Consider the following 26,261-nt stretch of genomic DNA (forward strand, 5'->3'; position numbering starts at 1 on the left):
GGTATGCGGAGCCTGTTGGTAGGCCTTGTCGTATGGGTAGTAGCGGCCCAAGCCCAGACCTGGAACATGGCCACCCCCTATCCCCCGGCCAACTTCCACACGCAAAACATCCAGCAGTTCGTCAAGGAGGTGGAGGAAGCCACGGGAGGGCGGCTAAAGATCACTGTCCACCCCGGCGGTTCCCTCTTCCCCCATCCCCAGATCCTGCCGGCGGTGAGGAACGGGCAGGTGCAGATGGGGGAGGTGCTCATGTCCCTTCTGGCCAATGAAAACCCCCTCTTCAACCTGGACTCCATCCCCTTCGTGGCCACCAGCTACGAGGAGGCGCGCCGGCTCTACCAGGCCCAGCGTCCGGAGGTGGAGAAGTGGCTGGCGCAACGGGGCGTGGTCTTTCTTTACGCGGTACCCTGGCCACCCCAGGGGCTCTACACCAAACGGCCTGTAAACTCAGGGGCAGATCTGAAAGGCATGCGCTTCCGGGCTTACAACCCGGCCACCGCCCGGCTGGCGGAGCTTCTTGGCATGTCCCCGGTCCAGGTGGAGGCCGCCGACATCCCCCAGGCCTTCGCCACCGGGATCGTGGAAGCCATGATCACCTCCCCGGTAACAGGGGTAGATAGCCAGGCCTGGGACTTCGCCCGCTACTTCTACGACGTGAAGGCCTGGATACCCAAGAACATGGTGGTCATCGGCCGGAGGGCCTTTGAAAGCCTTTCCGCCCAAGACCGGGAAGCCCTGTTGCAGGCGGCCAAGCGGGCAGAGGAGCGGGGCTGGCGGCTGAGCCAGGAACAGGAGGAAAAGGCCCTTCAGACCCTGGCGAGCCGGGGTCTGCAGGTGGTCAAGCCCTCCCCTGCCCTGCTGGCCGACCTCAAGAAGGTAGGACAGACCATGATCCTGGAATGGCAAAGGCAGGCCGGGGCCACGGGGGTAAAGGTCTACCGGCAGTACCTGGGGCGATGAGCCTGTTGAGGAAGGTCCTCGAGGGCCTCTTCCGCCTATCCGAGCTCCTTGCAGCCCTTATGGGGCTCTTCATCCTCCTGGTGATCCTGGCCCAGGTGGCGGGGCGGTATGTGGGCTTCGTGGTGCCCTCGGCCTTGGAGATGGCAGGGTTCGCCACGGCTGGGCTCATCTTCCTGGGCCTTGCCCCCACCCTGAGGGCCGGGGGGCATATCCGGGTGCGGCTTTTGCTGGAGAAGTTGCCGAAGCCGGCAAAGCGGTGGGCGGAGTCCATGGCTCTGGGGCTCGGGTTTCTCGCCACCCTTTACGCCACCTGGCAAGCCTGGCTTAGGGTGGGGGAAAGCTACCGCTACGGGGACCTGGCCCCGGGACTCCTTCCCCTACCCCTTTGGCTGCCGCAAAGCTTCCTGGCAGTGGGCCTCACCTTCTTCACCCTAGCCCTCCTGGAGTTGGGTCTGAAAACGTGGAAGGGAGAGGAGGGATGAACCTCTTAGGGGAGAGTTTCATCCTGGTGGGCCTTCTCTTGCTTCTCCTGGCCTTGGGCGTCCATGTGGGCCTGACCCTCCTGCTGGTGGGAATGGCTGGGCTGGCTTTTTTTACCTCCGCCCCGGTGGGACCCAACCTGGCCACCGCCCTTTGGACCTCCACCTCGGGCTGGAGCCTAGCCGCCTTACCCCTGTTTGTTTGGATGGGGGAAATCCTCTACCGCTCCCGGCTGGCCCAGGGGCTTTTCCAGGGGCTTAGCCCCCTTCTTTCCCGCCTCCCGGGAGGGCTTCTCCACGTGAACGTGGTGGCCAGCGCCCTTTTTGCCGCCGTCATCGGCTCCTCCGCCGCCACCACCGCCACCGTGGGCCGCTTCACCCTACCGGAGCTGCTACACCGCGGCTATCCCAAGCCCCTGGCCCTGGGTTCCCTGGCGGGGGCCGGAACCCTGGGCTTCCTCATCCCTCCCAGCGTCATCATGATTGTCTACGGGGTTATGGCCGAGGTCTCCGTAGCCCGCCTATTCATGGCGGGGGTGGTACCGGGAGCGGTCCTAACCTTGCTTTTTATGCTTCTGGTAGCCATTATGGCCCTTCGCCACCGCAAGGAACTTCCCCGGGAGCCCCGGAAACCTCTGGCCCAGGTCCTGGCCGGCCTCCTGGGTGTTTTTCCCGTGCTCTTCCTCATCCTCTTGGTCTTAGGCTCCATCTACCTAGGGGTAGCCACCCCCACGGAAGCAGCGGCCATCGGTGTGGCGGGGTCCCTCCTCCTGGCGGGGCTAAACCGGGAACTGTCCCCCAGGATGTTTTGGGAAAGCCTAATGGGGGCCATCCGCACCACCAGCATGATCGGCCTGATCCTGGCGGGCGCGGGGGTCCTGACCCTGGCCATGGGCTTCACCGGCATCCCCCGGGCCCTGGCCGCTTGGGCGGTGGAGGCAGGGATTACCCCCGTGGCCCTCATCTTCTTCCTGAGCCTGGTCTACATCGTTTTGGGTTGGTTCTTGGACGGCATTTCCATAGTGGTCCTCACCATCAGCGTGATCCTGCCCGTGGTGAAGGCCATCGGGGTAGACCCCTTGTGGTTTGGGGTCTATCTGGTCATCATGGTGGAACTGGCCCAGATCACACCCCCGGTGGGTTTCAACCTCTTCGTCATTCAGTCCCTAACCGGGGAGGACCTCTTCCACATCGCCCGCTACGCCCTGCCTTTCATGGGAGTACTTCTCCTGGTGGTGGTCCTCCTGGTGGCCTTTCCGGGGATGGCCCTTTGGCTACCCCGCACCATGACGGGGGGATAGGATGGAGGTTATCCCTTTTTGGACGGGATTTCCTGGGAAAACCCAGCGCGGCTACCTGGGCGCCTCCAGTGCGTACGTGGTCCAGGCCGCGAAGACCGTCCTCTACGATACCCTGGGCTTTGCGGAGAGGGAAGGGCTTTATGGGCGCCTCGAGGCCCTCGGCATACCTCCCGAAACCGTGGAGGTAGTGGTCATAAGCCACCTGCACTTTGACCATGCAGCTAACCTAGACCTCTTCCCCTGGGCGGAGGTGGTCCTTCACCGTCTTGAGTTGGCCCACGCAGAAGAGGTGGCCAAGAACCCCATGGCGGACCCCGCCTGCCTATATAGTTCCCTCTATCTTCTTGACCATTTCCACCTAAAGGTGGTGTCGGGTGAACGGGAGATCCTTCCTGGCCTTCGCCTTATTCACCTTCCTGGACACACCCCTGGGCTGGTGGGCCTCGAGGTGGAGGGCGTGGGTGTCCTAGCAAGCGATGCCGTTAAAAGCCGCTTTGACCTGGAAGGCCCTCCGGCGCTCCCCTGTTGGAACCCCCAACTAGCCCTTGAGAGCCGGGCGCGTATTCTTCGGTACCACCGCCTCTTTCCTGGGCATGACGTCCCCTTGGTACGGAAGGGGAACTCCTTTGTACCGGAAGCCAGGGCTGAGCTTAGCCTCTTCCACGGGGAAGGGGAGGTTAAGCTTTCCCTGTGAAGGAGGTGTAACGTGTTCGTCGATCTCAACGCGGATGCCGGAGAGTCCTACGGGGCCTTCACCTACGGGCACGACCGGGAGATCTTCCCCCTGGTAACCTCGGTGAACCTGGCCTGCGGCTTCCATGGGGGAAGCCCCGCCCGCATCCGGGAGGCGGTGGCCCTGGCCAAGGCCCACGGGGTGGCGGTGGGCGCCCACCCGGGCTTCCCGGACCTGGTGGGCTTCGGTCGCAGGGAGATGGCCCTAAGCCCCGAGGAGGTGTACGCGGATGTCCTCTACCAGATGGGGGCCCTTTACGCCTTCCTGCGGGCGGAGGGCCTAAGGCTTCACCACGTGAAGCCCCACGGAGCCCTTTACCTCAAGGCCTGCCGGGACCGGGAAACTGCCCGGGCCATCGCCGAGGCGGTGAAGACCTTTGACCCGGAGGTTCCCCTGGTGGTGCTTCCCGGCACCGTATATGAGGAAGAGGCCAGGGGGGCGGGGCTAAGGGTGGTCCTCGAGGCCTTCCCCGAACGGGCGTACCTGAAAAGCGGCCAGCTGGCCCCCCGCTCCCTGCCAGGAAGCTGGATCAGCGATCCAGAAGAAGCTGCCCGGCGAGCCCTCAGGATGGTTTTGGAAGGGAAGGTGGAAGCCCTAGACGGCGGGGAGGTGGAGGTCCGAGCGGAAACCCTCTGCATCCACGGGGACAACCCCAACGCCCCCCTGGTGGCCAAGGCCGTGCGCAGGGCCCTGGAGGAGGCGGGGATAGAGGTTAGGGCCTTTTGAACCCGCCCCACCTTGGCTTCGCCAAAGTGGGAATACCGGCAAATCCCTTCCCCAGGCTACGTCCTGGATATTTAAGGAGCCCGCGAGCCCAAGGGGGTGCTGGCCACCCCCCTGGGACCCAACCCCGGTTAGTTACCAGCCCAACTCCAAACCTAAACGTTAAGGAGCAAACGCCTCACCCGCCTCGGCCCTCGAGGTCCGAAGCCCCTCCTGGGCCGCCGCCAGGCGGGCCGTGAGCACCCTAAAGGGGCTTGCCGAGGTGTAGTCCAAAAAATCCACCACAAAGGCCACGCTCCGGGCCTCCCCCCCATGCTCCCCGCAAAGGCCCACCTTGAGCCTGGGGTTAGCCCGCCTTCCCTCCTCCACGGCCATCCTTATCAGCCTTCCCACCCCCTTTTCGTCCAGGCGCTCGGTGGGGTCAAAGGGAAACAGGCCTTCTTCCACGTACTGGGGCAGGAACTTGCCGGCATCGTCCCGGGAGAGGCCAAAGGCCATCTGGGTGAGGTCGTTGGTACCGAAGCTGAAGAAGTCCACCAAAGGAGCGATCTCCGAGGCCAGAAGGGCGGCCCTTGGGGTTTCCATCATGGTGCCGAAGGGGATGGGGCCGTACTCCTGGAAAAGCTCTTCGGCCAAGGTCCTAGCCCGTTCCACCTCCTTGGGGTCGGCCACCAGGGGAATCATGACCTCGGGCCGGGGGTCAAAACCCTCCTCCCTCAGCTCCTTGGTCGCCTCCAAGAGGGCCTTGAGTTGCATGCGGAAAATACCGGGCCTCAGGAGGAGAAGGCGGATTCCCCGGAAGCCCAGCATGGGATTCTGCTCCGATAGGGCCTTGGCCCTTTCCCCAAGAGCCTTAGCCTCCTCATCCCCGGCCTCGGCCCTTTCCCGAAGCTCCTCTAAGGGTGGCAGGAACTCGTGGAGGGGAGGGTCCAAAAGGCGCACGGTCACAGGCAGGCCATCCATGGCCCTCAAGATGGCCTTAAAATCTTCCTTTTGGAAGGCATAAAGCCTCTCTAAGGCCTCGGCCTCCTCCTCCGGGGTACGGGCCAGGATAAGCCGCCTCACCCAGGGCAGGCGCTCCTCCTGAAAGAACATGTGCTCCGTGCGGCAGAGGCCGATCCCTTCAGCCCCAAAGGCTCGGGCCCTTTCCGCATCCGAAGGGGTGTCAGCGTTGGCCCTAACCCCCAAGGTGCGGTGGGGTTCAGCCCAGGAAAGGAGCTTCTGCAAAAGTTCCTCACCCGCCGCCTCAGCCAAGGGCACCGCCCCCAGGAAGACCTCCCCGGTGCTTCCATCCAGGGTGAGGAGGTCCCCCTCCCGGATCTCAAGACCGTCCACCCAGGCCCGGCCCTCCTCCGGGGCCACCCTCAGGCCCTCCGCCCCCACCACCGCCGGCACCCCCAGGCCCCGGGCCACCACCGCCGCATGGGAGGTGAGGCCCCCCCGGGCGGTGAGGATTCCCTTGGAAAGGTACATGCCGGTGATGTCCTCGGGGGTGGTTTCCGGGCGCACCAGGATGGTGGGCAACCCCTGGGCCGTGTAGCGCTCCGCCCCTTCGTTGCTGAAAACCACGTGCCCCACCGCGGCCCCAGGGCTGGCGGGAAGCCCCTTTAGGATGGGCTCTGGGGCGTTATTCCGGTCCACCGCAGGCTTGAGGAGGCCAGGGAGGGCGTTGGCTTCCACCCGAAGCACGGCCTCTTCCTTGCTGATGAGACCCTCCTCCGCCATCTCCACGGCGATACGGACCGCCGCCTGGGCCGTGCGCTTGCCCGAGCGGGTCTGGAGAAGGTACAAGCGCCCACGCTCCACCGTGAACTCAAAGTCCTGCATGTCGCGGAAATGGCGTTCCAAAAGATCCGCTACCCTTTCAATCTCCCGGTAGAGCTCGGGGGCATATTCCCGCAAGCGGCTAAGGGGCTCGGGGGTGCGGATCCCCGCCACCACATCCTCCCCCTGGGCGTTCCTCAGGTACTCCCCGTAAAGGCCCTTTTCCCCGGTGGCGGGGTTACGGGTAAAGCCCACCCCCGTCCCCGAGTCCTCCCCCAGGTTCCCGTAGACCATGGCCTGGACCACCACCGCGGTGCCTAGGTCCTCCGGAATGCCGTAGATACGGCGGTAGGCCTTGGCCCTGGGGTTGGACCAGCTACGGAAGACCGCCTCTATAGCCCCCTCTAGCTGGAGCCAGGGGTCCAGGGGGAAGGGGGTACCCCGTTCCTCCAGGTGGCGCAGGTAGCGGAAGGAAAGGGCCTCGAGGTCCTCGGCGGTAAGCTCGGCGTCGCTTTGCACGCCCCGCTTCTCCTTTAAGGCGGAAAGCAGGCCCTCAAACACCTCGGCCTTTTCCCCCAAGACCACCTCCCCATACATGGCAAGCAGCCGGCGGAAGGTGTCCCAGGCGAAGCGGGGGTTCCCTGAAGCCCGGGCCAGGCTTTCCACCCCCTCCAGGGTCAGGCCCAGGTTGAGGATGGTGTCCATCATCCCGGGCATGGACACCGGGGCCCCGCTCCGCACGGAAACCAGAAGGGGAGGGGTATTCCCCTCCCCTTTGCCGAAGCGTTTCCCTACCAGGCCCTCGAGGGCCGCCATCTTAGCCCGGACCTCCTCCCATAGACCAGGGACGGCCCCCTCCCGCAAGAAAAGGCGGCAAGCCTCCGTGGTGATGATGAGAGCCGGGGGAACGGGAAGCCCCGCCCGGGCCATCTCCACGAGCCCAAACCCCTTTCCCCCCAAGAGGTCCCGGGAAAGGCCCCGGGCCTCGGAAAGCAGATACACCCGTGTCCCCTTCACGCCCCCAGTTTCCCTTCCGGTGTGGAAACGTGGAAAGTGTAAGCGCCGGTCCTCTACACCAGCCTCCCCCTTTCCCACACTACCCCGCAGGTGACCGCCTTGGGCGGCCATAACCCCTTTTCCCAAGGGGCGGGCAGTGGGAACAGGGCCAGGGCCACGGTCTTTACGGCAGAAAGGCGTAGCATGGAAGGCGTGCTGGGAGACGTGCTAACGCCTATCCACGGGGGACCCGATGGAGGCCCCGAGCCCCTCCACGACTTCTCCACCAACGTCAATGCCTTAGGGCCCAATCCGGTAATCCTGGAATACCTACGGCGGGCCGATCCCAGCCGCTACCCGGACCCCCTCTACAGGAGGCTCCACCGCCTGCTGGCGGAAAGCCACGGGGTCCCGGAAACCCACGTGGCCGTGGGCACGGGCACCAGCGAACTCATCCACCGCCTGGTCCGTTGGAACTTCCTAAGAGGCCCCATTCTCCTCCTTCAGCCCACCTTCAGCGAGTACGCCCGGGCCGCCCGGGCCTTGGACCTGCCCCTTTGGGAAACGGAAAGCCCCGAGGAGTTCCTTCGGCTCTTACCCAGAAGCTCCTTGGCCTTCCTCTGCGTGCCCAACAACCCCACGGGGGAGGTCTACCCCTTTCTGGAGGAGGCCGCAACCAGGGCCGGGGGAGCCCTGGTGCTGGACCTGGCCTACTACCCGTTGTTGGAAACCCCTATTCCCCTACCCCAAAACGCCTGGCGGCTCTATAGCCCCAACAAGGCCCATGGCCTCACGGGAGTGCGGGCGGGGTACCTGGTGGCCGCCTTGGACCTTACCCCCTTTCGTAACCTGGCCCCCTCCTGGCCGGTTTCCGTGTATGGGGAGGCCCTTTTAGAGGGGCACCTGGACCCCGAGGCCCAGGCGTGGTTGGACAGGGCTAAGGCCGAGCTCCACCGCTTGCGGCGCCTCCTGGCCCAGAGGCTTCGGGAACTGGGCCTCGAGGTGCGGGAAAGCCCCACCAACTTCCTCCTGGTGCGGGTGGGCCAGGCCACGGAGGTGGCCCGGAAACTTCGGGAAAAGGGGATAAGGGTGCGGGACGCCACCAGCTTCGGCCTGCCGGAGTGGCTGAGGCTTTCCGCCCAAAGGGAGGAGGCCATCGAGGCCCTGGTGTCCATGTTGTCCCAAGTATAGTGAGGAGGTGAAGGCACCCGCTGCCTCCCTTACCCAGGCGGCGGGAAGGCTACGGGAGGGCATGCCTCCTTGGGTCTTGCCCGATAGGGTCCCGGAGGTGCTGGGTGCAGGCTAAGGCCCTCATGGTCTGGGGCACGGGAAGCGGCGTGGGGAAAAGCCTGCTTACCGCTGGGCTCCTCCGCCACTTCCGGCGCCAGGGGCTAAGGGTGGCGCCCTTTAAAGCCCAAAACATGTCCAACCACGCCCGGGTGGTGGGCGGCGGGGAGATGGCCAGCGCCCAGTGGCTACAGGCCCTGGCAGCGGGGGTTGAACCCGATCCCCGCATGAACCCTGTCCTCATCAAGCCCCTGGGCGAGATGGGAAGCCAGGTGGTGGTCCTGGGCCAGCTGGACCCCTTCCTTTCGGGGCTCCCTTGGGCGGAACGCCGACCCCATCTGGAAAGGCCTGTGCGCGAGGCCTTGGAAACCCTAGGAGGCGAGTTTGACCTCCTGGTCCTGGAAGGGGCGGGAAGCCCGGTGGAGCGAAACCTCTGGCCCGACCTGTCCAACCTCCAGGTGGCGGAGTGGGCGGGAGCCAGGGCCCTCCTGGTGGCGGACGTGGACCAGGGTGGGGCACTGGCCGCCCTCTACGGCACCTGGGCCCTACTGGGGGAACACCGGGAAAGGCTTTTGGGCTTCGTCCTCAACAAGTTCCGGGGCGATTTCCGCCTTTTGGAACCGGCTTATGGTCTCCTCGAGGGCTGGACGGGGATACCCGTCCTGGGCACCTTGCCCATGCTCTCCGTGGCTTTGCCCGAGGAGGATGGCTTCCGCCCCGTGCCCCAAAAGGGGCCAGGCCCCAAGGTGGCCATCCTGCGCTACCCTCACGCCTCCAACCTGGACGAGTTCTGGCCCCTTTCGGAGCTGGCCCGCCCCGTGTACGCCCGCACCTTAGAGGAAGCCGAGGGCGCCGAACTCCTCATCCTGCCGGGTAGCCGCCTGCCCGCCAAGGACCTGGCCTGGCTTCGCCCCTTCTTCCCTCTCCTTCAGGCGCATCTAGACGCCGGCAAGCCGGTGCTGGCCCTCTGCGGTGGGGCGGAGATGTTGGCGGAGCTCCTCTGGGATGAAGCGGGCGTGGAGGCCCAGGGGGTGTTCCCGGGCCTTGGCCTCCTCCCCTTCCGGGTACGGATGGCCAGGGAGAAGACCGTGCGCCGAAGCCAGATCCGGCTCAGCGGGCTCGAGGGGTTTTGGGCCAGGCTTAACGGCCTCGAGGTGGAGGGCTACGAGATCCACCACGGCCAGGGGCTTCCTTTGGTACATCAGGAAGGCCCCCTCCTGGCCACCTGGCTCCACGGCCTCCTGGAAAACCCCGGGGTCCAACGAGCCCTCTTTGGCCGGGAGGCCAGGGGATTGGAGGAAGCCCTAGACCATCTCGCCGACGCCCTGGAGGAGCACCTGGACCTAAACCGCCTCCACCGGGGCCTGGGGCTTGTCCTAGGCCATAGCATCCCTTCTGGGCCCAAGGAAGCGGCAAGAGGAAGGGATCCGGACCCCCCGCCTCCGCCCGGCCTGGTCCTGCTCCTGGGCGGGGCCAAAAGCGGTAAAAGCCGCTATGCGCAAAGCCTAGCCGGTCCCTATGCCACCCTCATCGCCACCGCGGAAGCCCGGGATGCGGAGATGCAGGAAAGGATCGCCCGCCACCGGGCAGAACGCCCTCCCACCTGGGAGACCCTGGAAGAACCCCTCCATCTGGCGGAAGCCCTGGAACAGGCCCGCCACCCCACGGTGGTGGTGGACTGCCTTACCCTTTGGGTGGCCAATCTCTTGGAAAAGGGCCTGGACCCCGTGGCGGAGACCCGGCGCTTTCTCCAGGTGGTGGGGTCCAGCGGCAAGCGGGTCATCGCCGTTTCCAACGAGGTAGGGATGGGGATTGTCCCGGCAAACCCTCTGGCCCGGCGCTATCGGGACCTTTTGGGCCAGGTGAACGCCCTATTGGCCGAAGCCGCCCAGGCCGTCTACCTCATAGTGGCCGGCAAGCCCCTGCGGCTTTAGGAAACGGGGTCCCAGGTGGCCTTAACCCCGGGAGTGGCCATAGGCCTCCCACCTCTCCCGCAAGCGGGCAAAAAGGGCCTTCACCTTTTCCTTGGGCAGGATCACCTGCTCCGTGCGCCCCCGGCCGATCAGGTCCCCCAGCTCGTTGTAGGCCTCCATGCTGGCGTAGACCCGGTTTTCCTCCGTGCGCTCGTGGCGGGCCAGGATGCGCACCCGCATCCCCGGCAAGGCCGACGCCAAATGGCGCACCTCCACATAGCTTCCGATGCCCTCCTCCCCTTCCTCCAAAAAGGGCAGGATGATCTTGCGCCCGGCCAGCTCCATGTGCTTGGCCATCCAGTAAGTGGCGTAAACGGGGTGGACCGGCCCAAGTTCCTCAAAGTTCACGGTCATCTCCGGGGTCACCACGGTCTCAAACACCGCCTCAAAGCCAATGGGGATGGACCGCATGGCTACCGCCTCCTCAGGTCCAAGACCCGCCTCAGCTTTCCGCCCTCGCTCCTGGGGGCCTCTCCCGGGGCCAGGAGGGTCACCCTCATGCTTACGCCTATGGTGTCCTTGATCTTGTGGGCTACCTTCTCCCTAAGGGCGTGGAGGCGGTGGTCCGCCTCTATGACCTCATCGGAGAGGGCCTTGCGGCCGATCTCTTGGAAGAAGGCCTCCGAGACCTCCACCTTAAGCTCCGCCTCGTCCAAGGTTCCTTCCCGCCGCACCACAATCTGGTAGTAGGGCTCCACCTCGGGGATACCCAGGAGCACCGCCTCCACCTGGGTGGGATAGACGTTCACCCCGCGGATGATGAGCATATCGTCGGTGCGCCCCAATATGGGCCCCATGCGCACGTGGGTTCGGCCGCAGGAACAGGCCTCATAGGTGAGGAAGGTCAGGTCCCCCGTCCAGTAGCGCAGTAGGGGCATGGCCTCCTTGGTAAGGGTGGTGAAGACCAAGACCCCCACCTGGCCCTCGGGAAGGGGCTCACCGCTTTGGGGATCCACCACCTCGGGAAGAAAGTGGTCCTCCCAGATGTGGCTTCCCTGGCGTTCCTCCACGCACTCGTTGGCAACCCCAGGACCGATGATCTCGGATAGCCCGTAGATGTTGGTGCTGCGCACTCCAAGGCCCTCGTCCACCTGCTTCCGGATAGCCTCGGTCCAAGGCTCTGCCCCCAAGACCGCATACTCCAAGGGGAGCTCCTCCGGGGATACTCCCCGCTTCCTGAACTCCTCCGCCAAGGTCTGGGCGTAGGAGGGGGTACAGGAGATCACCTCCGGGCGGAAGTCCTGAATCAGCATGAGCTGCCGCTCGGTCATGCCCCCGGATACCGGCACCACCGCCATCCCCAAGGCCTCGGCTCCCCCGTGCAGGCCTAAGCCCCCGGTGAAGAGGCCATAGCCGTAGGCATTGTGCAGCATCATCCCCGGCCTGGCCCCGGCGGCGGCCAGGGAACGGGCCACCACCTCCGCGAAGACCTGCAGGTCTTTCTTGGTGTAGCCCACCACCGTGGGCTTTCCCGTGGTGCCGCTGCTGGCATGGATGCGGGCCACCTCGGCAAGGGGCACGGCGAAGAGGCCAAAGGGGTAGTTTTCCCTTAGGTGGTCCTTTTTGGTAAAGGGGAGTTTGGGGAGGTCCTCCAGGGTCCGCACCCCCTTGGGGTCCACCCCGGCCTCGTCCAGAAGGCGCCGGTAAAAGGGCACCCTCTCATAGATGTAAGCCACCACGGCCCTAAGCCTTTCCTCCTGTAAAGCCCTAAGCTTCTCCCTAGGCAAGGTCTCCAGTTCCGGTTGGTATATCATTCTGCCTCACCTCCCAGGCGAAACACCGTGCCCGTGAACAGGGCCACCAGCCTGCCCTCGGAAACCACCTCCACCCGGTAGGTGGCGGTGCGCCGGGAAAGGTTCACCTCTTGGGCCACCGCCTCCACCTTGGCTCCAGGTGAGAGGGGTCGGAAATAGTCCATGCGGCAGGAAAGGGCCACCGCAGGCCCCCGGGCATTGCTGGCCAAGGCGAAGGCGCTATCCGCCAAGGCATAGAGAAAGGCGCCGTGGGCGGTGCCGTGGAGGTTTAGGTGCTCCTCCCCCACCACCCCGGCCACCACCGCCTCCCCCGGGGCCAGGCGCTCCAGGGTCAGGCCCAGGGTACGCATGAAGGCATCCTCCTTCATCCCTCCTCCACCCGGGCCAGGCCAAGATAGGCCTCCACCACCCGTGGATCCTGCCCTAAGGCTTGGGCTGGACCCTCGAGGACCACCTCCCCCGCCTCCAGCACCAGCCCCCGGTCCGCCAGGGCCAAGGCCACCTTGGCGTTTTGCTCCACCAAAAGGAGGGTGGTCCCCGCGCCCTTAAGCTCCCTAAGGATGCGGTAGATCTCCCGCACCATCAGGGGAGCCAGGCCCAAGGAGGGCTCGTCCAGGAGGAGGAGGCGGGGCCTCGCCATGAGGGCGCGGCCAATGGCCAGCATCTGCTGCTCCCCACCGGAAAGGGTACCGGCAAGCTGCCTTCTCCTCTCCAGAAGCCTAGGGAAAAGGGCATAGACCCTCTCCAGGTCCGGCCTGAGGTTCTCCCGCCGGCGGAAGCGGGTAAAGCCCCCCAAGAGGAGGTTGTCCTCCACGGAAAGCCCCGGGAACAGGGCCCGGCCCTCCGGCACCAGGACCAGACCCCGGGCAAGGAGGGCCTCCGGGGTGCGCACCCTCAGCTCTTCCCCGTCCAGCAAGACCCTCCCCTCGGCCTGGGCCAGGCCCAGAAGCCCCCTTAGCACGCTGGTCTTCCCCGCCCCGTTGGGGCCGATGAGGGTAAGGGCCTCCCCCTCCTCCAAGGAAAAACTGACCTCCCGCACCGCCTCGAGGGGCCCATAGCGCACGGTAAGACCCTCCACCCCAAGCAGGCTCATGCCGCCTCCTCCTCCCCCAGGTAGGCCGCCCGCACCAAGGGGTTTTTCTGCACCTCCCTGGGCAGACCCTCCGCGATCTTCTCCCCGTAGTTCATCACCACCACCCGATCGGCGAGGCCCATGATGAGGTCCATGTCGTGGTCCACGATGAGCACCGTGTAGCCCTCCTGGGCCAAAGAGCGGAGCAAGGAGGCGAGCTCCTGCTTTTCCCGCGCCCTAAGACCCGCCCCCGGCTCGTCCAAAAGGAGCACCTCCGCCCCTGAGGCCAAGAGGCGGGCGATCTCCAAAAGGCGCTGCTGGCCCACGGAAAGGCGCTCGGCCCTCTCCAGGGCCAAGGACTCAAGCCCCACCCGCACCAGCGCCCGATAGGCGGTGGCCAAGGCCCGCTCCTCCTCCTTGCGGGAGAGGCCCAAAAGGCCCTGGAAAAACCCGGCCTTGGTCCTCCCATAGGTGCCCAAGGCGGCATTCTCCAGCACCGTGAGCTCGGGGAAAAGGTGCGGGTGCTGGAAGGTGCGGCCCAAGCCCAAGGCGTGGATGGCGTGGGGGGGAAGCCCGGTGATGTCCCGACCGAAGAGCCGAACCCGGCCGCGGTCGGGGACCAACGCCCCGGCCACCAGGTTGAAGGTGGTGCTCTTCCCCGCCCCATTGGGGCCGATAAGGGCCAGGATCTCTCCCCGCCTTAAGGCGAAGGAAACGCCAGCCACGGCCAAAAGCCCGCCAAAGGCCTTCGTTAGACCCGCCACCTCCAAGACCACCTCACCCCTGGGACCACCCGGGCTCCTCAAGGGAAAGGGTTCCGCCTTGGGTACCCCGAGGCCCCTCTTGGGTAAAAACCGCTCCAGCATAGGCCAAAGGCCCTTGGGTGCCAGGATGAGGATCAGGGCCAGGATGAGGCCGTAGGCGATGGTCTCGTAGTTCCCCTGCCGCCCCAGAAAAAGGGGCAGGAGGTCCTTCAGCCAGTCCTCGAGGCCGGTGAAAAAAGCTGCTCCCAAAAGCACTCCGGGAATGCTCCCCACCCCTCCCGCCACGGCCATCACCAGGTACTTGATGGAGGCCTCGAGGGAAAAGGGCGTGGGATTGACAAAGCGCAGGAAGTGGGCGTAAAGAAAACCAGCCAGGCCAGCGATGGTCCCGGAGAGCAAAAAGGCCTTGAGTCTGAGGGCTGCCGGATCCACCCCGAAGCTGGCTGCCGCCAGGGCATCCCCCCTCAGGGCCAAAAGGGCCCGGCCTATGCGGCTATGGCGCAGGTTGTAGAGGGCCAGGATCAGGAGGACCAAGAGGAAAAGGGTAAGGAAGGCGTAGCGAAGGCCCGTGTCCAGGGGGATGCCGAAGAGGCCCAACGGGGGGAGATCGGTAAGCCCGGTGTGCCCTCCTGTAAGCCCCACCAGGTTCCCCGCCAGAATGTACAGGGCCACCTGCCAGGCGATGGTGGAAAGGGGCAGGAAGTGGCCCTTCAGCCGCACCGTAAGCCCCCCCAGGACCAAAGCCAGCAGAAACGCCGACCACAACCCCGCCAGAAGTCCCAGCCATGGAGAAAGCCCCAGCTTAAGGGTAAAAAGGGCTGTGGCATAGGCCCCCATCCCCATGAAGGCCGCCTGGGCGAAGCTGGTCATCCCCGCCAAGCCCGTGAGCACGTAAAGGGAAAGGGCCACCATGGCCGAGAGGGCGAAAAAGTTCAGCAGGGTGAGGTAGTAGGGAAAGGGCGAGAGTACCAAGGGCAAAAGGAGCAACAAAAACCAAAGGTAGCGCATCACTCCTCCACCGTCCTAGCCCTCAGGCTCTGGTAGAAAAGGGCGGGCACCAGGAGTAGGAAGACCAAGGCCTCCTTGTAGGCGCTGGCGTAGAAACTGGTAAAGCTTTCAAATAGTCCCACGAGAAGCGCCCCCAAGAAGGCCACCGGGTAACTGGCAAGCCCCCCCAGGATGGCCGCCACGAACCCTTTAAGCCCCAGCATGAAGCCCATGAAGTAGGCGGCGTTGATAAGGGGAGCCAGAAGGAGTCCGGAAAGGGCCGCCAACATGCTGGCGATGGCAAAAGCCACCATTCCCGCTTCCTCTGGGCGAATCCCCAGCAGCCTGGCCCCCAGGTGGTTCTCTGCTGCCGCCAAAAGGGCCTTACCGAAGAGGGAAAGGCGGAAAAAGAGGTAAAGGCCCGCCAGGCTCAAGGCGGCGAAGAGGAGGACCAGTACCCCTTGCCAGGAAAGGCCCACCATGACCTCCCCGGAAAGGAGGGGGGCGGGACGGAACTGCTCGGGGCCGAAGAAAACCAGGCCCAGGCCTTGGTAGGCCACGTGCAGGCCCACGGCCATGATGAGGAGGGAAAGCACCGTGGCCCCCCGCATGGGCTGGAAGAAGACCCTATAGGTGGCCACCCCCAGGTAGACCACCAGGAGCACCACCGCCCCATGGGCCAAAAAGGGCCTGCCCTGGGCTACCAGGAAAAGGAGGAAAAGCCCCACCCCTCCCAAAAGGGGCAGAAGGGCCCCCCGGCCCCGGGCCATGAGGGCCCAGGCCCCCCCCAGGGCCAGGGCCAGCCACAGGGTACCGGGAAGCTCCCCTTCCAAAAGCCACACCAGGGAAAGGGGAGCAAACATGAGGAGTTCCCCGATGGGCACCAGGATCACCCGGGTGACGGCGAAGACCAGGACCAGGGAAAGGGCCAAAAGGCCGTAGACCACCCCGTTTTGCAGACCGTCCAGAAGTAGGAAGCTGAGGATGGTGACGTCCATGGCTTAGCGGAAGGTGCGCTCCAGCTTCCAGCGGCCTCCCTCAATGCGGACCATCACCGCAGCGTCCTCAAAGCGCAGGCCCAGGTGGTCCTCCTTGCTGAAGGTGAAAACCCCGTGGTTGGCCACCAGGTTCCGGGTGGCTTCGATCTCGTCCCGCAGGGCCGCGCGGAAGGAAGCCAGGTCCTTGGCGGGATCCACCCGCTTCAAGGCCCGCTCCAGGGCAGGCTTTAGGATGAGCCAGGCATCCCAGGCGTGGGCCCCGAAGGTGGAGTAGCTGCCGATGCCGTACTTGGCCTCATAGCGCTGGATGTAGTCCAGGGCCACCCGCTTGCTGGGGAAGGTGCCGGGAAGTTGCTCCGCCACCAGGATGGGGCCAGCGGGCAGGAGGGTGCCCTCCACGTCCCTACCCCCCACCCGCAGGAAGTCGGGGTTGGCCACCCCGTGGGTCTGGTAGATGAGGCCTGCGTACCCCCGCTCCTTCAAGGTGCGCTGGGGCAAAACGGCGGGCGTGCCGCTGGCCCCGATAAGGACAGCATCGGGCCGACGAGCAACAAGGCGCAGCGCCTGGCCGGTCACCGAGGTGTCGGTGCGGGCGTAGCGCTCGCTGGCCACCACCTGGAGGCCCTTAGCCTTGGCCTCGGCCTCAAAGAAGCGGGCCCAGCCTTCCCCATAGGCATCGTTGAAGCCTATGTAGCCCACGGTCTTCACCCCTCGGGCCACCATGTCCGCCACGATGGCCCGGGCCATGAGCTCCTCCGTCTGGGGGGTTTTGAAGACCCAGAAGCGCTGGGCGTCCACGGGGTGGATGATGTCCTTGCTGGCTGCCAGGGAGATCATGGGCACCTTGGCCTCGGCCACCACCGGGATCATGCCCAAGGAGGCCGGGGTGGTGGTGGTCCCAATCACGGCCACCACGCCCTCCTCCACCAGCCGCCGGGTGTTGCGCACCGCCTGGGTGGTGTCGGAGGCATCGTCCAGGATGATGAACTGCACCTTGCGCCCGGCCACACCTCCCGTCCGGTCCAGCATCTCCTGGAGCATGAGGAAGGTGTTGCGCTCGGGGATTCCCAAGGAAGCTGCCGGGCCGGTGGCCGAAACCACCACCCCCACCTTCAGAACCTCCTGGGCCATGGCCGAAAGGGCCAACACCAACAGGGCTGCCAACCATCGTTTCATGCTTTTCCCTCCTTGTCCCTTTCCCACCGGGCAAGGCCCGGATTGGGTCTAACTAACGACCGTTTGCCTTTCAGTCTACCTAGGGACATCTGTCCCGTCAACTAGGTCACGTGCTCGGGGATGCCGGCCAACGGAGAGGGACGGGTGGGCAAGGGCCGGTCCTCGAGGTCCAGAAGCGCGCTGCCCTCCAGGAACCAGCTTCTTGGGGTCTTGTGCCCCCAAAGGGTCTGGCGCCTGGGGTCGTTCAGGCTCCAGCGCACAGGGGGCAGGTCGGGGTCCACGGTGAGGTAGTCGGAGGTGTAAAGCTCTATACGGTGCCCGTCCGGGTCCTTAAGGTAGAGGAACATGGCGTTGGATATCCCATGCCGCCCCGGACCCCTTTCGATCTGGTCCGTCCTCCGGGCCCCCGCCAGGATGTCGGCCGCCCTAAGGATGGCCATCGGGTCGGGAAGCCAGTAGGCGAAGTGGTGGAGCCTGGGGCCTTCCCCGTTGGTGAAGGCCACGTCGTGAACGTTCCCCTTGCGGTGAAGCCAGCTCGCCCAAAGCCTTCCCTCCTCGTCCTCGGTGTACTCGGTGAGGCGGAAGCCCATGGCCTCTTGGTAGTAGCGGGTAGCCCTTTCCACCTCGGGGGAAAAGAGGTTTAGGTGGTCTATGCGCAAAATCCCCGGCCCCCGGTAGAGGTGATACTCCTGCAGGATGCGGGGAAGCTTCTCCGCCCCATGGTAGAAGACCAAGGGGTAGCCAAAGGGGTCCTGGACCCGGAGCATCCTGGGCCTTCCCCAGTCGGTCTCCAAACGGTGGGGAAGCCCCTCCCTTTCCGCCCAGGCCAGGGCTTGGTCCACCCCCTCTTCGTCCACCTTAAAGCCCAGGCTGCGCACGGCGGGGAAGGCCCCTTGGGTGAGCTTCAGGCTCCACTCCCGCTCCTCGTAACCCCGCAGGTAGGCGCTTCTTTCCTCCCTATGCTCCAGGCGGAAACCCAAAAGCCCCTGGTAAAACTCCAGGCTCCTCTCCAGGTCCTTAACCCAAAGCTCAATGAACCCTACCCTCACGATGGCCATACCAACCTCCTGTAGCCACGGCCGAAGTACACCAAGGGAAGGCCCGGTTCCCCCAGCTCAATGGCCTCCACAAGGCCCACCACAAGCCGGTGGTCTCCCCCGGGGTAGACCGCCTCCAACCGGCAGCGCAAAACCGCCAGGGCCCCTTCCACCCTCCCCTCCACCAAGCCCACCCCCTCCTGGGGTCTGCCGGCAAAGTGCTGGGAAACCGCCCCCTGCCCCTCCCTCAGAAAGCTGACGGTGAAGGCCCGGGAGGCCTCCAGGATGGGCAGAAGCCTCGCCTTTTCGTGGATGCCCAAGGCCACCAGGGGAGGCTCGAGGCTAAGGGACATGAAGGCGGTGGCGGTCATGCCCCGTTCCTCCTCCCCTAAGCGGGCCGAGACCACCGTGACCCCAGCGGCAAAGCGGCTCAAGGCCTCCTTGAAGGCTTCCCTAAGGTCCTCCCCGCGCATGACCAAGCCCCTTTCCCTCACGCACCCACCTCGGCAAACACGGAAAGCGCGCCCTTAAGGTAGGTGCGGATCCTCTCCTTGTAGGGTTCCTTGTCGTAGACGTTGTAAAGCGTCTGGTACATGCGCACCGGATCGCCGAAAAAGAAGCGCTCGTAAAGCTCCTGCCGCGCCCCAAACCCCGAGAGGGTCATGTCCCACGCCAGGCGAAAGAGGGCCACCCGCTCTTTAGCCTCCAGGCTGGCCCCTTGCAAGTACTTCTCCAACAGAGGCGCTAGAGGCCCCTGGAAGTCTTTTTCCGAGGGCAGGGTGATGAGGCCGCTGGCCCCGATCTGCTCCAGGATCTCCCTAAGACGGGGGTAGAGCCTGGGGTAGAGGTTCCTTGCCCCATCCAGGGCCCCCCGGTCAGGCACCAAGAGGCCAAAGGCGTTCTCCTTAGCCTCCTCCTCCGCCCGGGTCCAGAAAGCCCGCATGGCCTCCAGGTAGACGATGATCTCCGCGATCTTCTCCTGCACGTGGCCGTAGGCATCGGCCCCGATCCCCTCGGCCATCAGGGCCGCCACCCCCAAGAAGGCCTCGGTCTTGGCGGTCTTCAAGGCCACCACCTGGTGGGCCATGTGGTTTAAGGCGCCTGTGGCGGCATAGGCGTTGTTGCATAGCTCCACGTTCCCCAAGATGAAGACCCGCTCCCAAGGCACCAGGACATCGTCAAAGATCACCAGGCAGTCCATCTCCTCGAGGCGGCTGCTAAGGGGGTAGTCAAAGGGGCTATCCCCCCCCACCAAGGCCTCGCGGCAGAGGAAGTGGAGGCCCGGGGTGGAGGTGGGCAGGGCGAAGGCGATGGCGTACTTCTCGCTGCCCGGCCCCTCCTTTAGAAGGGTGGAGGGGAAGATGAGGACCTCGTCCGCCAGGGGGAAGGTGGCGGTCATCCTGGCCCCCCGCACCACGATCCCCTTTTCCGTCTGGCGCACCACCCCCACGGGGATATAGGGGTCGGGCTGGGCGGAAGGGGGCTTGGCCCGGTTCACCTGGGGGTTGGTGAGGGCGTGGGTGGTGGCCAGGTCCTGGTCCCGCAGGTGGCGGTAGTAGTTCCGCACGTTTTCCGCAAACTCCCCAAAGTACTCGGCACTGGCCGCATAGGCCATGACCACAGCGTTGAGGTAGTCGGGGCTGCGGCCCATCATCCCCAGGTTCTGATCCGCCCAAAGCTTGTAGGCCTGGCCCCGGCGCTTGAGGTCCTCCTTGGTCTTGGGGATGAGGAAGCTCATCCCGTGCCGCCTGCCCTGCTCCTCGTAGGTGAGGGCCTCCCGGTACCGAGGGTCATGCTGGAGGTCATAAAGGGCCGCCATGGTGCGCACGATTCCCCGGAAAACCGGGTGGGTGGTGGGATCCTCCACCTTCTCCCCCTTGTACCAGAGGTTTGGGGGGCGCTCCTTTAAGGCCTCTAGGTATTCCGCTCCTGTCCTCGCCATCCTCTCACCTCTTTCCGAACTGGGGCACGTGGGGGGGCTTTAAGGGAAGCCCCACGGCCTTGAGGTCGGTGTAGAACTCCAGGGCGTACAACCCCCCTTCCCGCCGGTCCCCGCTCTCCTTAACCCCGCCAAAGGGGGTGGGAAGGTGGCGCACGTTGTGGCTATTCAGGTAAACGAGGCCCCCCTGAAGCTCCAGGGCCAGGCGGTGGGCCCTCTCCAGGTCCCGGGTAAAGACATAAGCCGCAAGGCCATACCTGCTATCGTTGGCCTTCCTAAGGGCCTCCTCCTCGTCCTTGAAGGGAATGGCCACTAAGACGGGGCCAAAGATCTCCTCCTGGGCGATTTTCATGTGATTTTCCCCCACGAAGAGGGTGGGCTCCAGGTAGTTCCCCAAAGAGAGGTCCTCCCCGCGGAAGGAGGAGGTGGCCCTTCTCCCCCCCGCGAGGAGCCTGGCCCCCTCCTCGAGGCCCGAGCGCACGTAACCCAAGACCCTCTCCAGGTGCTCGGGGTGGATCAGGGGCCCCACCTCGGTCTCAGGGTCCAGGGGATGGCCTACCCGGATGGCCTGGGCCCTTGCCGCCACCCTTTCCACGAAGTTCTCAAAGATGCCCTCCTCCACGAGGAGGCGGGAGCTGGCCGTGCACCGTTCCCCATTGAAGGAGTAGATCTGGAACACAACCGCATCCAAAGCCCGCTCCAGATCAGCATCGGCAAAGACCAAGGCCGGGCTCTTCCCGCCAAGCTCCAAAGAAAGCCGTTTCAGGTGCTTAGCGGCGTTTTGCATCACCACCTTCCCGGTCTCCGTCTCCCCGGTGAGGGTGATGAGGGGAACCAGGGGATGGGCCACCAGGGCAGCCCCCGCCTCCTCGCCAAACCCCTGCACCAGGTTGAAGACCCCAGGGGGAAGGTCCGCCTCCTGCACGATCTCCGCCAGTTTGCTGGCGGTTAAGGGGCTCCACTCCGCAGGCTTCAGGACCACCGTGTCCCCGAAGGCCAAGGCGGGGGCGATCCGCCAGGTGGAAAGCATAAGGGGAGCATTCCAAGGGGTGATGATCCCCACCGGCCCCGCCGGGACCCGCAGGCTGTAATAGAGCCAGTCGTGGTCTACGGGAAAGGTGCGGTCTTCCATGGCGTGCTCCGCATACTCGGCGTAAAAGGCAAAGTTCTCCGCGGAGCGGGCCACCTGGGCCTTCACGATGCGCAAGGCCTGCCCGGCGTCTAGGGCTTCCACCACGGCGAGCTCGTCGGCGTGCTTCTCCAGAAGTTCCGCGATCCTCAGGAGGTAGCGCTTCCGCTCCCGGGCTGGGGTGCGGCTCCATTTCGGGAAGGCCTCGTGGGCCGCCCTGGCCGCCCGGTCCACCTCCCTTTCCCCACCCCGGGCCGCCCGGGAGAGGACTTGGTTGTTGGAGGGGTCTAGGGTGGGGAAGGTCTCGCCGCTTTCCGAAGGAACGAACTTCCCGCCGATGAAATGGAGAGCGGTATAGCCCTTTAGGGCCTCCCTGATCGCCTCAATCCGCTCCCAAGGGATACCCGCCACCTGGTCCTGGTACCTCATGCCTCCTCCTCAATGGGGTTTTCCAGGGCCCCGAGGCCCTCGATCTCCAGCCGCATCACATCCCCTGGCCCCACCCGGCTTATGCCCTTGGGGGTGCCGGTGAGGATGACGTCGTAGGGTTCCAAGGTCATGAACTCCGAGATGTACTCCAAAAGCTCGGCCACGGAGTAGAGCATCCTCGAGGTGTGCCCCTCCTGGCGAAGCTCCCCGTTCACATAGGCCCTTAAGGTGAGGTTCTGAGGGTCCTCCACCCCCCCCACCACCAGAAAGGGTCCAAGAGGGCCAAAGGTGTCCCGCCCCTTGGCCCGGATGGGAGGCCGGAAGGTGTTGGAAACATAGTCCCGCACCACCAGGTCGTTGGCGATGGTATAGCCCAGGACGTAGTCCAGGGCATCCTTAACCTTTACCTTGCGCATGGGCCGGCCCACCACCACCGCCAGTTCCACCTCGTAGTGCATGAACTCTACCCCCTTGGGGTAGCGCACCACCCCCTTGTGGGGGAGGAGGCTGCTATTGGGCTTCCAAAAAAGGGCCGGTTCCTCGGGGCGGGATAGGCCCAGCTCCTCCGCATGGTCGGCGTAGTTCAGGGCCACCCCGATCACCTTGCCGGGGGTAAAGGGAAGGAGCCAGGTGACCCCCTCGGGGTCGTGGGCCTCCCCTGCCTCGTCCAGGAGGAGGCCATCCCGATAGACCCCCTGGTGGACCCGGCCCTTGCTGATAAAGCGGCAAAGCTTCATGCCCCCTCCAAAAGCCCGTAGCGCTGGGCCATGGCCCTTAGCCTGGCCTCCACCTCGGGGGTGGTGGGGCCCAAGGGGAGGCGCCACTCCTTCTCCAAGAGGCCCATCCAGGAAAGCACCGTCTTTAGAGGAATGGGGTTGGTATCCCAGAAAATGGCCTCGTTGGCCTCGAGGAGGTGGTAGTGGAGCTCCCTCGCCCCCTGGTAATCCCCCTTGAGGGCCAGTTCCGTGAGCCGCGCCACCTCCTGGGGCAGCCAGTTGGCGGTGGCGGCGATGGTCCCCACCGCCCCCAGGCTCATCATGGGCAGGGTGAGGCTTTCCAGGCCGCAAAAAACGAGAAAGTCCCGGCCCGCCTCCTGGAAGAGCTGGGATAGGTACTCCAGGTCCTTGGAGGAGTGCTTGAGCCCCACGATGTGGGGAAACTCCCGCCTCAGGCGGGCCACGGTCTTGGGGGCGATCTCCACCCCGGTTCGGCCCGGGATGTTGTAGAGGATTAAGGGGAAGTCAGGCACCGCCCTCGCCACCTCGGCGAAGTAGCGGTATAGCCCCTCCTGGTTGGGCTTCAGGTAGTAGGGGACGATGACCATGGCCCCCTGGGCCCCGGCCTCCTGGGCGAAGCGGGTGAGTTCCAGGGTTTCCTCCAGCCTGAGGGCCCCGGTCCCCGGGATGACGGGAACCCGGCCCGCCACCTGGTCCAGGGCCACCTCTATGACCCGCTTCCTCTCCTCCAAGGTTAAGGTTCCGGGCTCCCCGGTGGTCCCCCCCACGCTGAGGCCGTGGGAACCCCCTTGGATAACCCTCTCCACGAGGCGGCGCAAGGCTTCCTCGTCCAGGCGGCCCTTACGGAAGGGCGTGGGCAAAGGGGGAATGGAACCTTGAAACATGGCCCTCCTTTCCCCTTTAGGATGCGGGGCCGAGGGGGTGGGGCCAACTGGGGGAAAAACCAATTATGGGCTTGGATTTGTACAGAGGCCCAAAGGCCACCCTCTTTCCCGGGTGGCCTGGGGGGTCTATTGTGGGAATAGACAATGGCAACCCTTGAATCTGGCAAAACCTCCATTGCTTTCCAAGCCCTGGTTCAAGACCTGGGCCTCGAGGTCCTGGTCCCCGCAGAGCGGCCGGTGCTCTACCTCCTGGAGGAACCCCGCCCCCTTTTACCCCTGGAGGGAGCCCTGGTCCTCTTCCGCCCCGAAGGGAACCTCTGGCGCTACCGCACCGCCTCGGGCTTCCTCATCCCTTCCCCGGATCCTGAGCTTCTGGACTATGCCCGCCGGGAGGGGCTTGGGGTTGCGGCCCATCCCCCATGGCTTCGCCGGGAGGAGTTGGCCAAGGCCCTGGCCTTGCGCCTCTTCCATCTGGGCGGGGGGATGGGCCTGGTGGGGGTTTTGGACCTATTGGTGAAGCTTCCGGAACGCCCTTTCCTAGAGATCCTTTACCAAGCCACCAACCTCCCCTTGGCCCGGGTAGCCCCTTGGGGAGAGGTGCTGGGATTCGCCGGTCCCGTGCCCCCCCAACACCCCAGGGAGCCGGGGGAAGGCCGAGGGTGGGTGGCCTTGGAAGCGGGGGAGGGGGTGCTGGTGGCCTATGGGGAGACGGAGGCTTTGCGACAAGCCCGCGGCCTTCTAGAGGTGGCTGCCCGGATCCTTCGGGTAAGGGGACTGGAGCGCTCCTTAGACAGAATGCGGGAAGAGTCCCTGGGCGGGGCTTTGCTGGAGGGGTTAATCCTGGGGGAGGCGGAGCCGGAGAGGCTTTTTGCCTTCGGCTTCACGGAAGGGGTGGAGTGGGTGCTGGCCTTGGTGGAGCCCCCCGGGGTTCCCGGGCGCCACCGTTTGGCGGAAGAGAGAAGGCGCGAGGCCACCCTAGAGCTGCGACGCCGTGCCGGCACCTTTCTTGACCGGCTTGGGGTCCCCTACCTCCTCACCACCCGGGGAAACCGCTTGGTGGCCATGTGGCAGGTGCACAATCCCAAGAAGGAAGCGGAAAGCCTCCTGGCCGCCCTGCCTGCGGGAAGCCGCCTGGGGTATTCCGCGGTTCATGCGACGGGAGAAGAGGTGCAAAACGCTTACCGGGAAGCCCTCATCGCCCTCAAGGCGGCCCGGGGAGGCGAGGCCTTGTCCTTTTCCAGCTTGGATCCGGTGGCCTTTGTCCTCCTGCAGCAGTCCCCCGAGGATCTAAGGGCTTTGGTGGAACGCTATCTTCCCTTGCCTCCAAAGCTCTTGCGGACCCTCGAGGTTTACATGGCCTCGGGAAGCGTGGAGGAGGCCGCCCGGGCCCTCCACATCCACCCCAACACCCTGCGCTATCGGCTGAAACGGTTGGAAGAAACCCTTGGCCCTTTGTCCCGGCCCGAGATCCTGGCTCAGGTGCACCTGGCCTTGAGGGCCAGAAGCCTCTTGGCCGGCTAGGGAAATTGTGTTTCGGGACACTTGTCCCTTCCCTTTGGGTGTGCTAACCTAACAAACGACCGTTAGCCATGGAACGGCGCGAGCAGATCCTCAGCATAGCCAGCCACCTCTTCAGCCAGCGGGGTTACCATGCCACCAGCATGCGGGACCTGGCCAAGGAGCTGAACCTCCAGGGGGGAAGCCTCTACGCCCATATCGCCTCCAAGGAGGAGCTCCTCATAGAGGTGGTGCGCCGTGCGGCAGAGCGGTTTTTAGCGGTCCTGGATTCCCTGGAGGGCGATCCGGTGGCCAAGCTTAAGGGGTTGGTGCAGGGGCACCTGAGGGTCATTGCCGAAGAGCTCCCCCGGGCCACGGTCTTCTTCCACGAGTGGAAGCACCTCTCCCCTCCCCTATTGGAGGAGGCCAAGGCCCTGCGTCGGAAGTACGAGGAAGGGGTGCAAGGGATCATCCAAGAAGGGGTGGAGCAAGGGGTTTTCCACGTGCCCAGCGTGCGCCTGGCCACCCTCTTTGTGCTCTCCGCCCTCAACTGGACGTACCAGTGGTACCGACCCGATGGACCCTTATCCCTGGAGAAACTTTCGGAAGCCTACGCCACCCTCATCCTGAGGGCCCTTGGCGTGGAGTTAGGCAACAAAGGAGGCGCGGATGGTGAAGCTTAGGATCGGCTACCCGGAGGACCCCGACTACGGGGAGAGGCTAGAGGAGTTTGAGGCCCGCATCGCCCGGGGGGAGAAGATCGAGCCCGGGGACTGGATGCCCGCGGAGTATCGGCGCCAGCTCATCCGCATGATCTCCCAGCACGCCCATAGCGAATGGGTGGGCATGCTTCCCGAAGGCGCCTGGATCCCCCGGGCCCCTTCCCTAAGGCGGAAGCTCTTCCTGTTGGCCAAGGTCCAGGACGAGGCCGGGCATGGCCAGTACCTTTACCACGCCGCGGAAACTTTGGGCATCACCCGGGAGGAGATGGTGGAGGCCCTCCTCTCCGGAAAGGCCAAGTACTCCAACATCTTCAACTACCCCACCTTGACCTGGGCGGATGTGGGCATCATTGGCTGGTTGGTGGATGGGATGGCCATCAAGAACCAGACCATGCTGGCCCAGTGCTCCTACGGTCCCTACTCCCGAGCCATGGTGCGCATCTGCGCCGAGGAAACCTTCCACCACAAGCAGGGCAAGGAGGCGGTTCTCCTCTACGCTAAGGGTTCCAGGAAGCAGCGCCAGATGGTCCAAGACGCCCTAAACCGCTGGTGGTGGCCCACCCTGATGATGGCCGGGCCCCACGACACCGACTCCCCCCACACCCCCCTCCTCCTCCGCTGGGGCATCAAGACCAAGACCAACGACCAGGTGCGCCAGGAATTCTTGAACGAACACGTTCCGGAGCTCCTGGAGGCGGGCCTGAAGATTCCCGATCCTCACCTTCGCTACGACGAAAAAACGGGCAACTGGCTCCACGGTCCTATCCCCTGGGACGAGTTCTGGAAGGTCATCAACGGGGAAGGCCCCATGAACCGGCATCGGCTTCTGGCCCGCAGAAGGGCCCACGAGGAAGGCCGCTGGGTGCGGGAAGCCCTCGAGGCCTTTGGCAGGCGGCAGCTGGCCCAGGCCGCCGACTAGG

At 65.0% G+C, this 26,261-nt stretch carries 25 protein-coding genes; 10 read left to right on the forward strand and 15 right to left on the reverse strand.

All coding sequences use genetic code 11. The annotated features are described in order from the left end of the window. Nucleotides 1–3: 3 nt before the first annotated feature. From L0D18_RS10280 to L0D18_RS10300, 5 genes are read left to right on the forward strand one after another with little or no spacing between them, the layout of a single operon-like run. Nucleotides 4–960, forward strand: coding sequence for a TRAP transporter substrate-binding protein (locus tag L0D18_RS10280; protein WP_243028848.1), 957 nt, complete (start codon nucleotides 4–6; stop codon nucleotides 958–960). Beyond that, nucleotides 957–1,442 (forward strand): TRAP transporter small permease, encoded by a 486-nt coding sequence (locus L0D18_RS10285; protein ID WP_243028850.1) that lies wholly within the window; start codon nucleotides 957–959, stop codon nucleotides 1,440–1,442. Before L0D18_RS10280 ends, L0D18_RS10285 begins: the two co-directional genes overlap by 4 nt. After that, on the forward strand, nucleotides 1,439–2,740 hold the full coding sequence (locus tag L0D18_RS10290) for a TRAP transporter large permease (RefSeq protein WP_243028852.1): 1,302 nt from the start codon (nucleotides 1,439–1,441) through the stop codon (nucleotides 2,738–2,740). The genes L0D18_RS10285 and L0D18_RS10290 overlap by 4 nt, the downstream gene beginning before the upstream one ends. Before the next feature lies 1 nt (nucleotide 2,741). Then, complete coding sequence (locus L0D18_RS10295; protein ID WP_243028854.1) at nucleotides 2,742–3,434, forward strand: MBL fold metallo-hydrolase; 693 nt, start codon at nucleotides 2,742–2,744, stop codon at nucleotides 3,432–3,434. Between the two features lie 12 nt (nucleotides 3,435–3,446). After that, nucleotides 3,447–4,199, forward strand: a complete 753-nt coding sequence (locus tag L0D18_RS10300; protein ID WP_243028856.1) for a LamB/YcsF family protein — start codon at nucleotides 3,447–3,449, stop codon at nucleotides 4,197–4,199. Nucleotides 4,200–4,358: 159 nt separating this feature from the next. On the opposite strand, the gene ppdK is transcribed toward L0D18_RS10300, so the two are convergent. Together ppdK and L0D18_RS11930 are read right to left on the reverse strand one after the other, a co-directional pair. Beyond that, entirely contained in the window at nucleotides 4,359–6,977 is a 2,619-nt protein-coding gene (ppdK, locus tag L0D18_RS10305) for a pyruvate, phosphate dikinase (protein ID WP_243028857.1), read from the reverse strand. A 53-nt stretch (nucleotides 6,978–7,030) separates the two neighbouring features. Beyond that, nucleotides 7,031–7,162 (reverse strand): hypothetical protein, encoded by a 132-nt coding sequence (locus L0D18_RS11930; protein WP_279232342.1) that lies wholly within the window; start codon nucleotides 7,160–7,162, stop codon nucleotides 7,031–7,033. Between L0D18_RS11930 and L0D18_RS10310 the strand changes: the two genes are divergently transcribed. Both L0D18_RS10310 and L0D18_RS10315 read left to right on the forward strand, forming a co-directional pair. After that, nucleotides 7,161–8,147, forward strand: a complete 987-nt coding sequence (locus tag L0D18_RS10310) for a pyridoxal phosphate-dependent aminotransferase (protein WP_243028858.1) — start codon at nucleotides 7,161–7,163, stop codon at nucleotides 8,145–8,147. The genes L0D18_RS11930 and L0D18_RS10310 overlap by 2 nt on opposite strands. Nucleotides 8,148–8,251: 104 nt before the next feature. Beyond that, nucleotides 8,252–10,177, forward strand: a complete 1,926-nt coding sequence (locus L0D18_RS10315; RefSeq protein WP_423247903.1) for a cobyric acid synthase — start codon at nucleotides 8,252–8,254, stop codon at nucleotides 10,175–10,177. A 21-nt stretch (nucleotides 10,178–10,198) separates the two neighbouring features. On the opposite strand, the gene L0D18_RS10320 is transcribed toward L0D18_RS10315, so the two are convergent. The 13 genes from L0D18_RS10320 to hpaI all read right to left on the reverse strand — a co-directional run bounded on the left by L0D18_RS10320 (nucleotide 10,199) and on the right by hpaI (nucleotide 23,122). Continuing rightward, complete coding sequence (locus tag L0D18_RS10320) at nucleotides 10,199–10,627, reverse strand: thioesterase family protein (protein WP_243028860.1); 429 nt, start codon at nucleotides 10,625–10,627, stop codon at nucleotides 10,199–10,201. 2 nt (nucleotides 10,628–10,629) lie between these two features. Beyond that, entirely contained in the window at nucleotides 10,630–11,970 is a 1,341-nt protein-coding gene (locus L0D18_RS10325) for a phenylacetate--CoA ligase family protein (protein WP_423247904.1), read from the reverse strand. Then, nucleotides 11,967–12,338 carry a hydroxyphenylacetyl-CoA thioesterase PaaI gene (gene paaI / locus L0D18_RS10330; protein WP_423247905.1) on the reverse strand — a complete coding sequence of 124 codons (372 nt, stop codon included), beginning with the start codon at nucleotides 12,336–12,338 and terminating at the stop codon, nucleotides 11,967–11,969. Before paaI ends, L0D18_RS10325 begins: the two co-directional genes overlap by 4 nt. Continuing rightward, nucleotides 12,335–13,063, reverse strand: a complete 729-nt coding sequence (locus L0D18_RS10335) for an ABC transporter ATP-binding protein (protein ID WP_243028862.1) — start codon at nucleotides 13,061–13,063, stop codon at nucleotides 12,335–12,337. Before L0D18_RS10335 ends, paaI begins: the two co-directional genes overlap by 4 nt. Beyond that, nucleotides 13,060–14,814, reverse strand: coding sequence for a branched-chain amino acid ABC transporter ATP-binding protein/permease (locus tag L0D18_RS10340; RefSeq protein WP_243028864.1), 1,755 nt, complete (start codon nucleotides 14,812–14,814; stop codon nucleotides 13,060–13,062). The genes L0D18_RS10335 and L0D18_RS10340 overlap by 4 nt, the downstream gene beginning before the upstream one ends. After that, nucleotides 14,814–15,791 (reverse strand): branched-chain amino acid ABC transporter permease, encoded by a 978-nt coding sequence (locus tag L0D18_RS10345; protein WP_243028866.1) that lies wholly within the window; start codon nucleotides 15,789–15,791, stop codon nucleotides 14,814–14,816. The genes L0D18_RS10340 and L0D18_RS10345 overlap by 1 nt, the downstream gene beginning before the upstream one ends. Before the next feature lie 3 nt (nucleotides 15,792–15,794). Continuing rightward, complete coding sequence (locus tag L0D18_RS10350; RefSeq protein WP_243028867.1) at nucleotides 15,795–16,967, reverse strand: ABC transporter substrate-binding protein; 1,173 nt, start codon at nucleotides 16,965–16,967, stop codon at nucleotides 15,795–15,797. Nucleotides 16,968–17,068: 101 nt separating this feature from the next. After that, complete coding sequence (hpaD, locus tag L0D18_RS10355; RefSeq protein ID WP_243028869.1) at nucleotides 17,069–18,025, reverse strand: 3,4-dihydroxyphenylacetate 2,3-dioxygenase; 957 nt, start codon at nucleotides 18,023–18,025, stop codon at nucleotides 17,069–17,071. After that, on the reverse strand, nucleotides 18,013–18,477 hold the full coding sequence (hpaC, locus tag L0D18_RS10360) for a 4-hydroxyphenylacetate 3-monooxygenase reductase subunit (RefSeq protein WP_243028870.1): 465 nt from the start codon (nucleotides 18,475–18,477) through the stop codon (nucleotides 18,013–18,015). The genes hpaD and hpaC overlap by 13 nt, the downstream gene beginning before the upstream one ends. A 17-nt stretch (nucleotides 18,478–18,494) precedes the next feature. Beyond that, complete coding sequence (gene hpaB / locus L0D18_RS10365) at nucleotides 18,495–19,946, reverse strand: 4-hydroxyphenylacetate 3-monooxygenase, oxygenase component (protein ID WP_243028872.1); 1,452 nt, start codon at nucleotides 19,944–19,946, stop codon at nucleotides 18,495–18,497. A gap of 4 nt (nucleotides 19,947–19,950) precedes the next feature. Next, nucleotides 19,951–21,501: a 5-carboxymethyl-2-hydroxymuconate semialdehyde dehydrogenase gene (gene hpaE, locus L0D18_RS10370; protein ID WP_243028873.1), complete on the reverse strand. Its 1,551-nt coding sequence runs from the start codon at nucleotides 21,499–21,501 to the stop codon at nucleotides 19,951–19,953. Further along, nucleotides 21,498–22,238 carry a fumarylacetoacetate hydrolase family protein gene (locus L0D18_RS10375; RefSeq protein ID WP_243028874.1) on the reverse strand — a complete coding sequence of 247 codons (741 nt, stop codon included), beginning with the start codon at nucleotides 22,236–22,238 and terminating at the stop codon, nucleotides 21,498–21,500. Before L0D18_RS10375 ends, hpaE begins: the two co-directional genes overlap by 4 nt. Then, complete coding sequence (gene hpaI, locus L0D18_RS10380; RefSeq protein ID WP_243028876.1) at nucleotides 22,235–23,122, reverse strand: 2,4-dihydroxyhept-2-ene-1,7-dioic acid aldolase; 888 nt, start codon at nucleotides 23,120–23,122, stop codon at nucleotides 22,235–22,237. The genes L0D18_RS10375 and hpaI overlap by 4 nt, the downstream gene beginning before the upstream one ends. Nucleotides 23,123–23,266: 144 nt before the next feature. Between hpaI and L0D18_RS10385 the strand changes: the two genes are divergently transcribed. The 3 genes from L0D18_RS10385 to paaA all read left to right on the forward strand — a co-directional run bounded on the left by L0D18_RS10385 (nucleotide 23,267) and on the right by paaA (nucleotide 26,260). Then, a complete protein-coding gene (locus L0D18_RS10385; protein WP_243028877.1) occupies nucleotides 23,267–24,643 on the forward strand; it encodes a PucR family transcriptional regulator in 1,377 nt (458 codons plus the stop codon). A gap of 68 nt (nucleotides 24,644–24,711) precedes the next feature. Continuing rightward, nucleotides 24,712–25,302: a TetR/AcrR family transcriptional regulator gene (locus L0D18_RS10390; RefSeq protein WP_243028879.1), complete on the forward strand. Its 591-nt coding sequence runs from the start codon at nucleotides 24,712–24,714 to the stop codon at nucleotides 25,300–25,302. After that, entirely contained in the window at nucleotides 25,289–26,260 is a 972-nt protein-coding gene (gene paaA, locus L0D18_RS10395; protein WP_243028881.1) for a 1,2-phenylacetyl-CoA epoxidase subunit PaaA, read from the forward strand. Before L0D18_RS10390 ends, paaA begins: the two co-directional genes overlap by 14 nt. Nucleotide 26,261 lies beyond the last annotated feature (1 nt).

Source organism: Thermus albus (assembly GCF_022760855.1).
Taxonomy (GTDB): Bacteria; Deinococcota; Deinococci; order Deinococcales; family Thermaceae; genus Thermus; species Thermus albus.

Bases quoted from the DNA above. Each gene is read 5' to 3' on its own strand.
- L0D18_RS10290 (WP_243028852.1), top strand. From the start codon at position 1,439: ATGAACCTCTTAGGGGAGAGTTTCATCCTGGTGGGCCTTCTCTTGCTT.
- L0D18_RS11930 (WP_279232342.1), bottom strand. From the start codon at position 7,162: ATGCTACGCCTTTCTGCCGTAAAGACCGTGGCCCTGGCCCTGTTCCCA.
- hpaD (WP_243028869.1), bottom strand. From the start codon at position 18,025: ATGGCCATCGTGAGGGTAGGGTTCATTGAGCTTTGGGTTAAGGACCTG.
- L0D18_RS10345 (WP_243028866.1), bottom strand. From the start codon at position 15,791: ATGGACGTCACCATCCTCAGCTTCCTACTTCTGGACGGTCTGCAAAAC.
- L0D18_RS10340 (WP_243028864.1), bottom strand. From the start codon at position 14,814: ATGCGCTACCTTTGGTTTTTGTTGCTCCTTTTGCCCTTGGTACTCTCG.
- L0D18_RS10350 (WP_243028867.1), bottom strand. From the start codon at position 16,967: ATGAAACGATGGTTGGCAGCCCTGTTGGTGTTGGCCCTTTCGGCCATG.
- L0D18_RS10335 (WP_243028862.1), bottom strand. From the start codon at position 13,063: ATGAGCCTGCTTGGGGTGGAGGGTCTTACCGTGCGCTATGGGCCCCTC.
- L0D18_RS10310 (WP_243028858.1), top strand. From the start codon at position 7,161: ATGGAAGGCGTGCTGGGAGACGTGCTAACGCCTATCCACGGGGGACCC.
- L0D18_RS10295 (WP_243028854.1), top strand. From the start codon at position 2,742: ATGGAGGTTATCCCTTTTTGGACGGGATTTCCTGGGAAAACCCAGCGC.
- paaI (WP_423247905.1), bottom strand. From the start codon at position 12,338: ATGAAGGAGGATGCCTTCATGCGTACCCTGGGCCTGACCCTGGAGCGC.
- L0D18_RS10390 (WP_243028879.1), top strand. From the start codon at position 24,712: ATGGAACGGCGCGAGCAGATCCTCAGCATAGCCAGCCACCTCTTCAGC.
- L0D18_RS10280 (WP_243028848.1), top strand. From the start codon at position 4: ATGCGGAGCCTGTTGGTAGGCCTTGTCGTATGGGTAGTAGCGGCCCAA.
- L0D18_RS10285 (WP_243028850.1), top strand. From the start codon at position 957: ATGAGCCTGTTGAGGAAGGTCCTCGAGGGCCTCTTCCGCCTATCCGAG.
- hpaB (WP_243028872.1), bottom strand. From the start codon at position 19,946: ATGGCGAGGACAGGAGCGGAATACCTAGAGGCCTTAAAGGAGCGCCCC.
- L0D18_RS10385 (WP_243028877.1), top strand. From the start codon at position 23,267: ATGGCAACCCTTGAATCTGGCAAAACCTCCATTGCTTTCCAAGCCCTG.
- hpaE (WP_243028873.1), bottom strand. From the start codon at position 21,501: ATGAGGTACCAGGACCAGGTGGCGGGTATCCCTTGGGAGCGGATTGAG.
- hpaI (WP_243028876.1), bottom strand. From the start codon at position 23,122: ATGTTTCAAGGTTCCATTCCCCCTTTGCCCACGCCCTTCCGTAAGGGC.
- L0D18_RS10320 (WP_243028860.1), bottom strand. From the start codon at position 10,627: ATGCGGTCCATCCCCATTGGCTTTGAGGCGGTGTTTGAGACCGTGGTG.
- L0D18_RS10325 (WP_423247904.1), bottom strand. From the start codon at position 11,970: ATGATATACCAACCGGAACTGGAGACCTTGCCTAGGGAGAAGCTTAGG.
- L0D18_RS10375 (WP_243028874.1), bottom strand. From the start codon at position 22,238: ATGAAGCTTTGCCGCTTTATCAGCAAGGGCCGGGTCCACCAGGGGGTC.
- paaA (WP_243028881.1), top strand. From the start codon at position 25,289: ATGGTGAAGCTTAGGATCGGCTACCCGGAGGACCCCGACTACGGGGAG.
- hpaC (WP_243028870.1), bottom strand. From the start codon at position 18,477: ATGCGCGGGGAGGACCTTAGGGAAGCCTTCAAGGAGGCCTTGAGCCGC.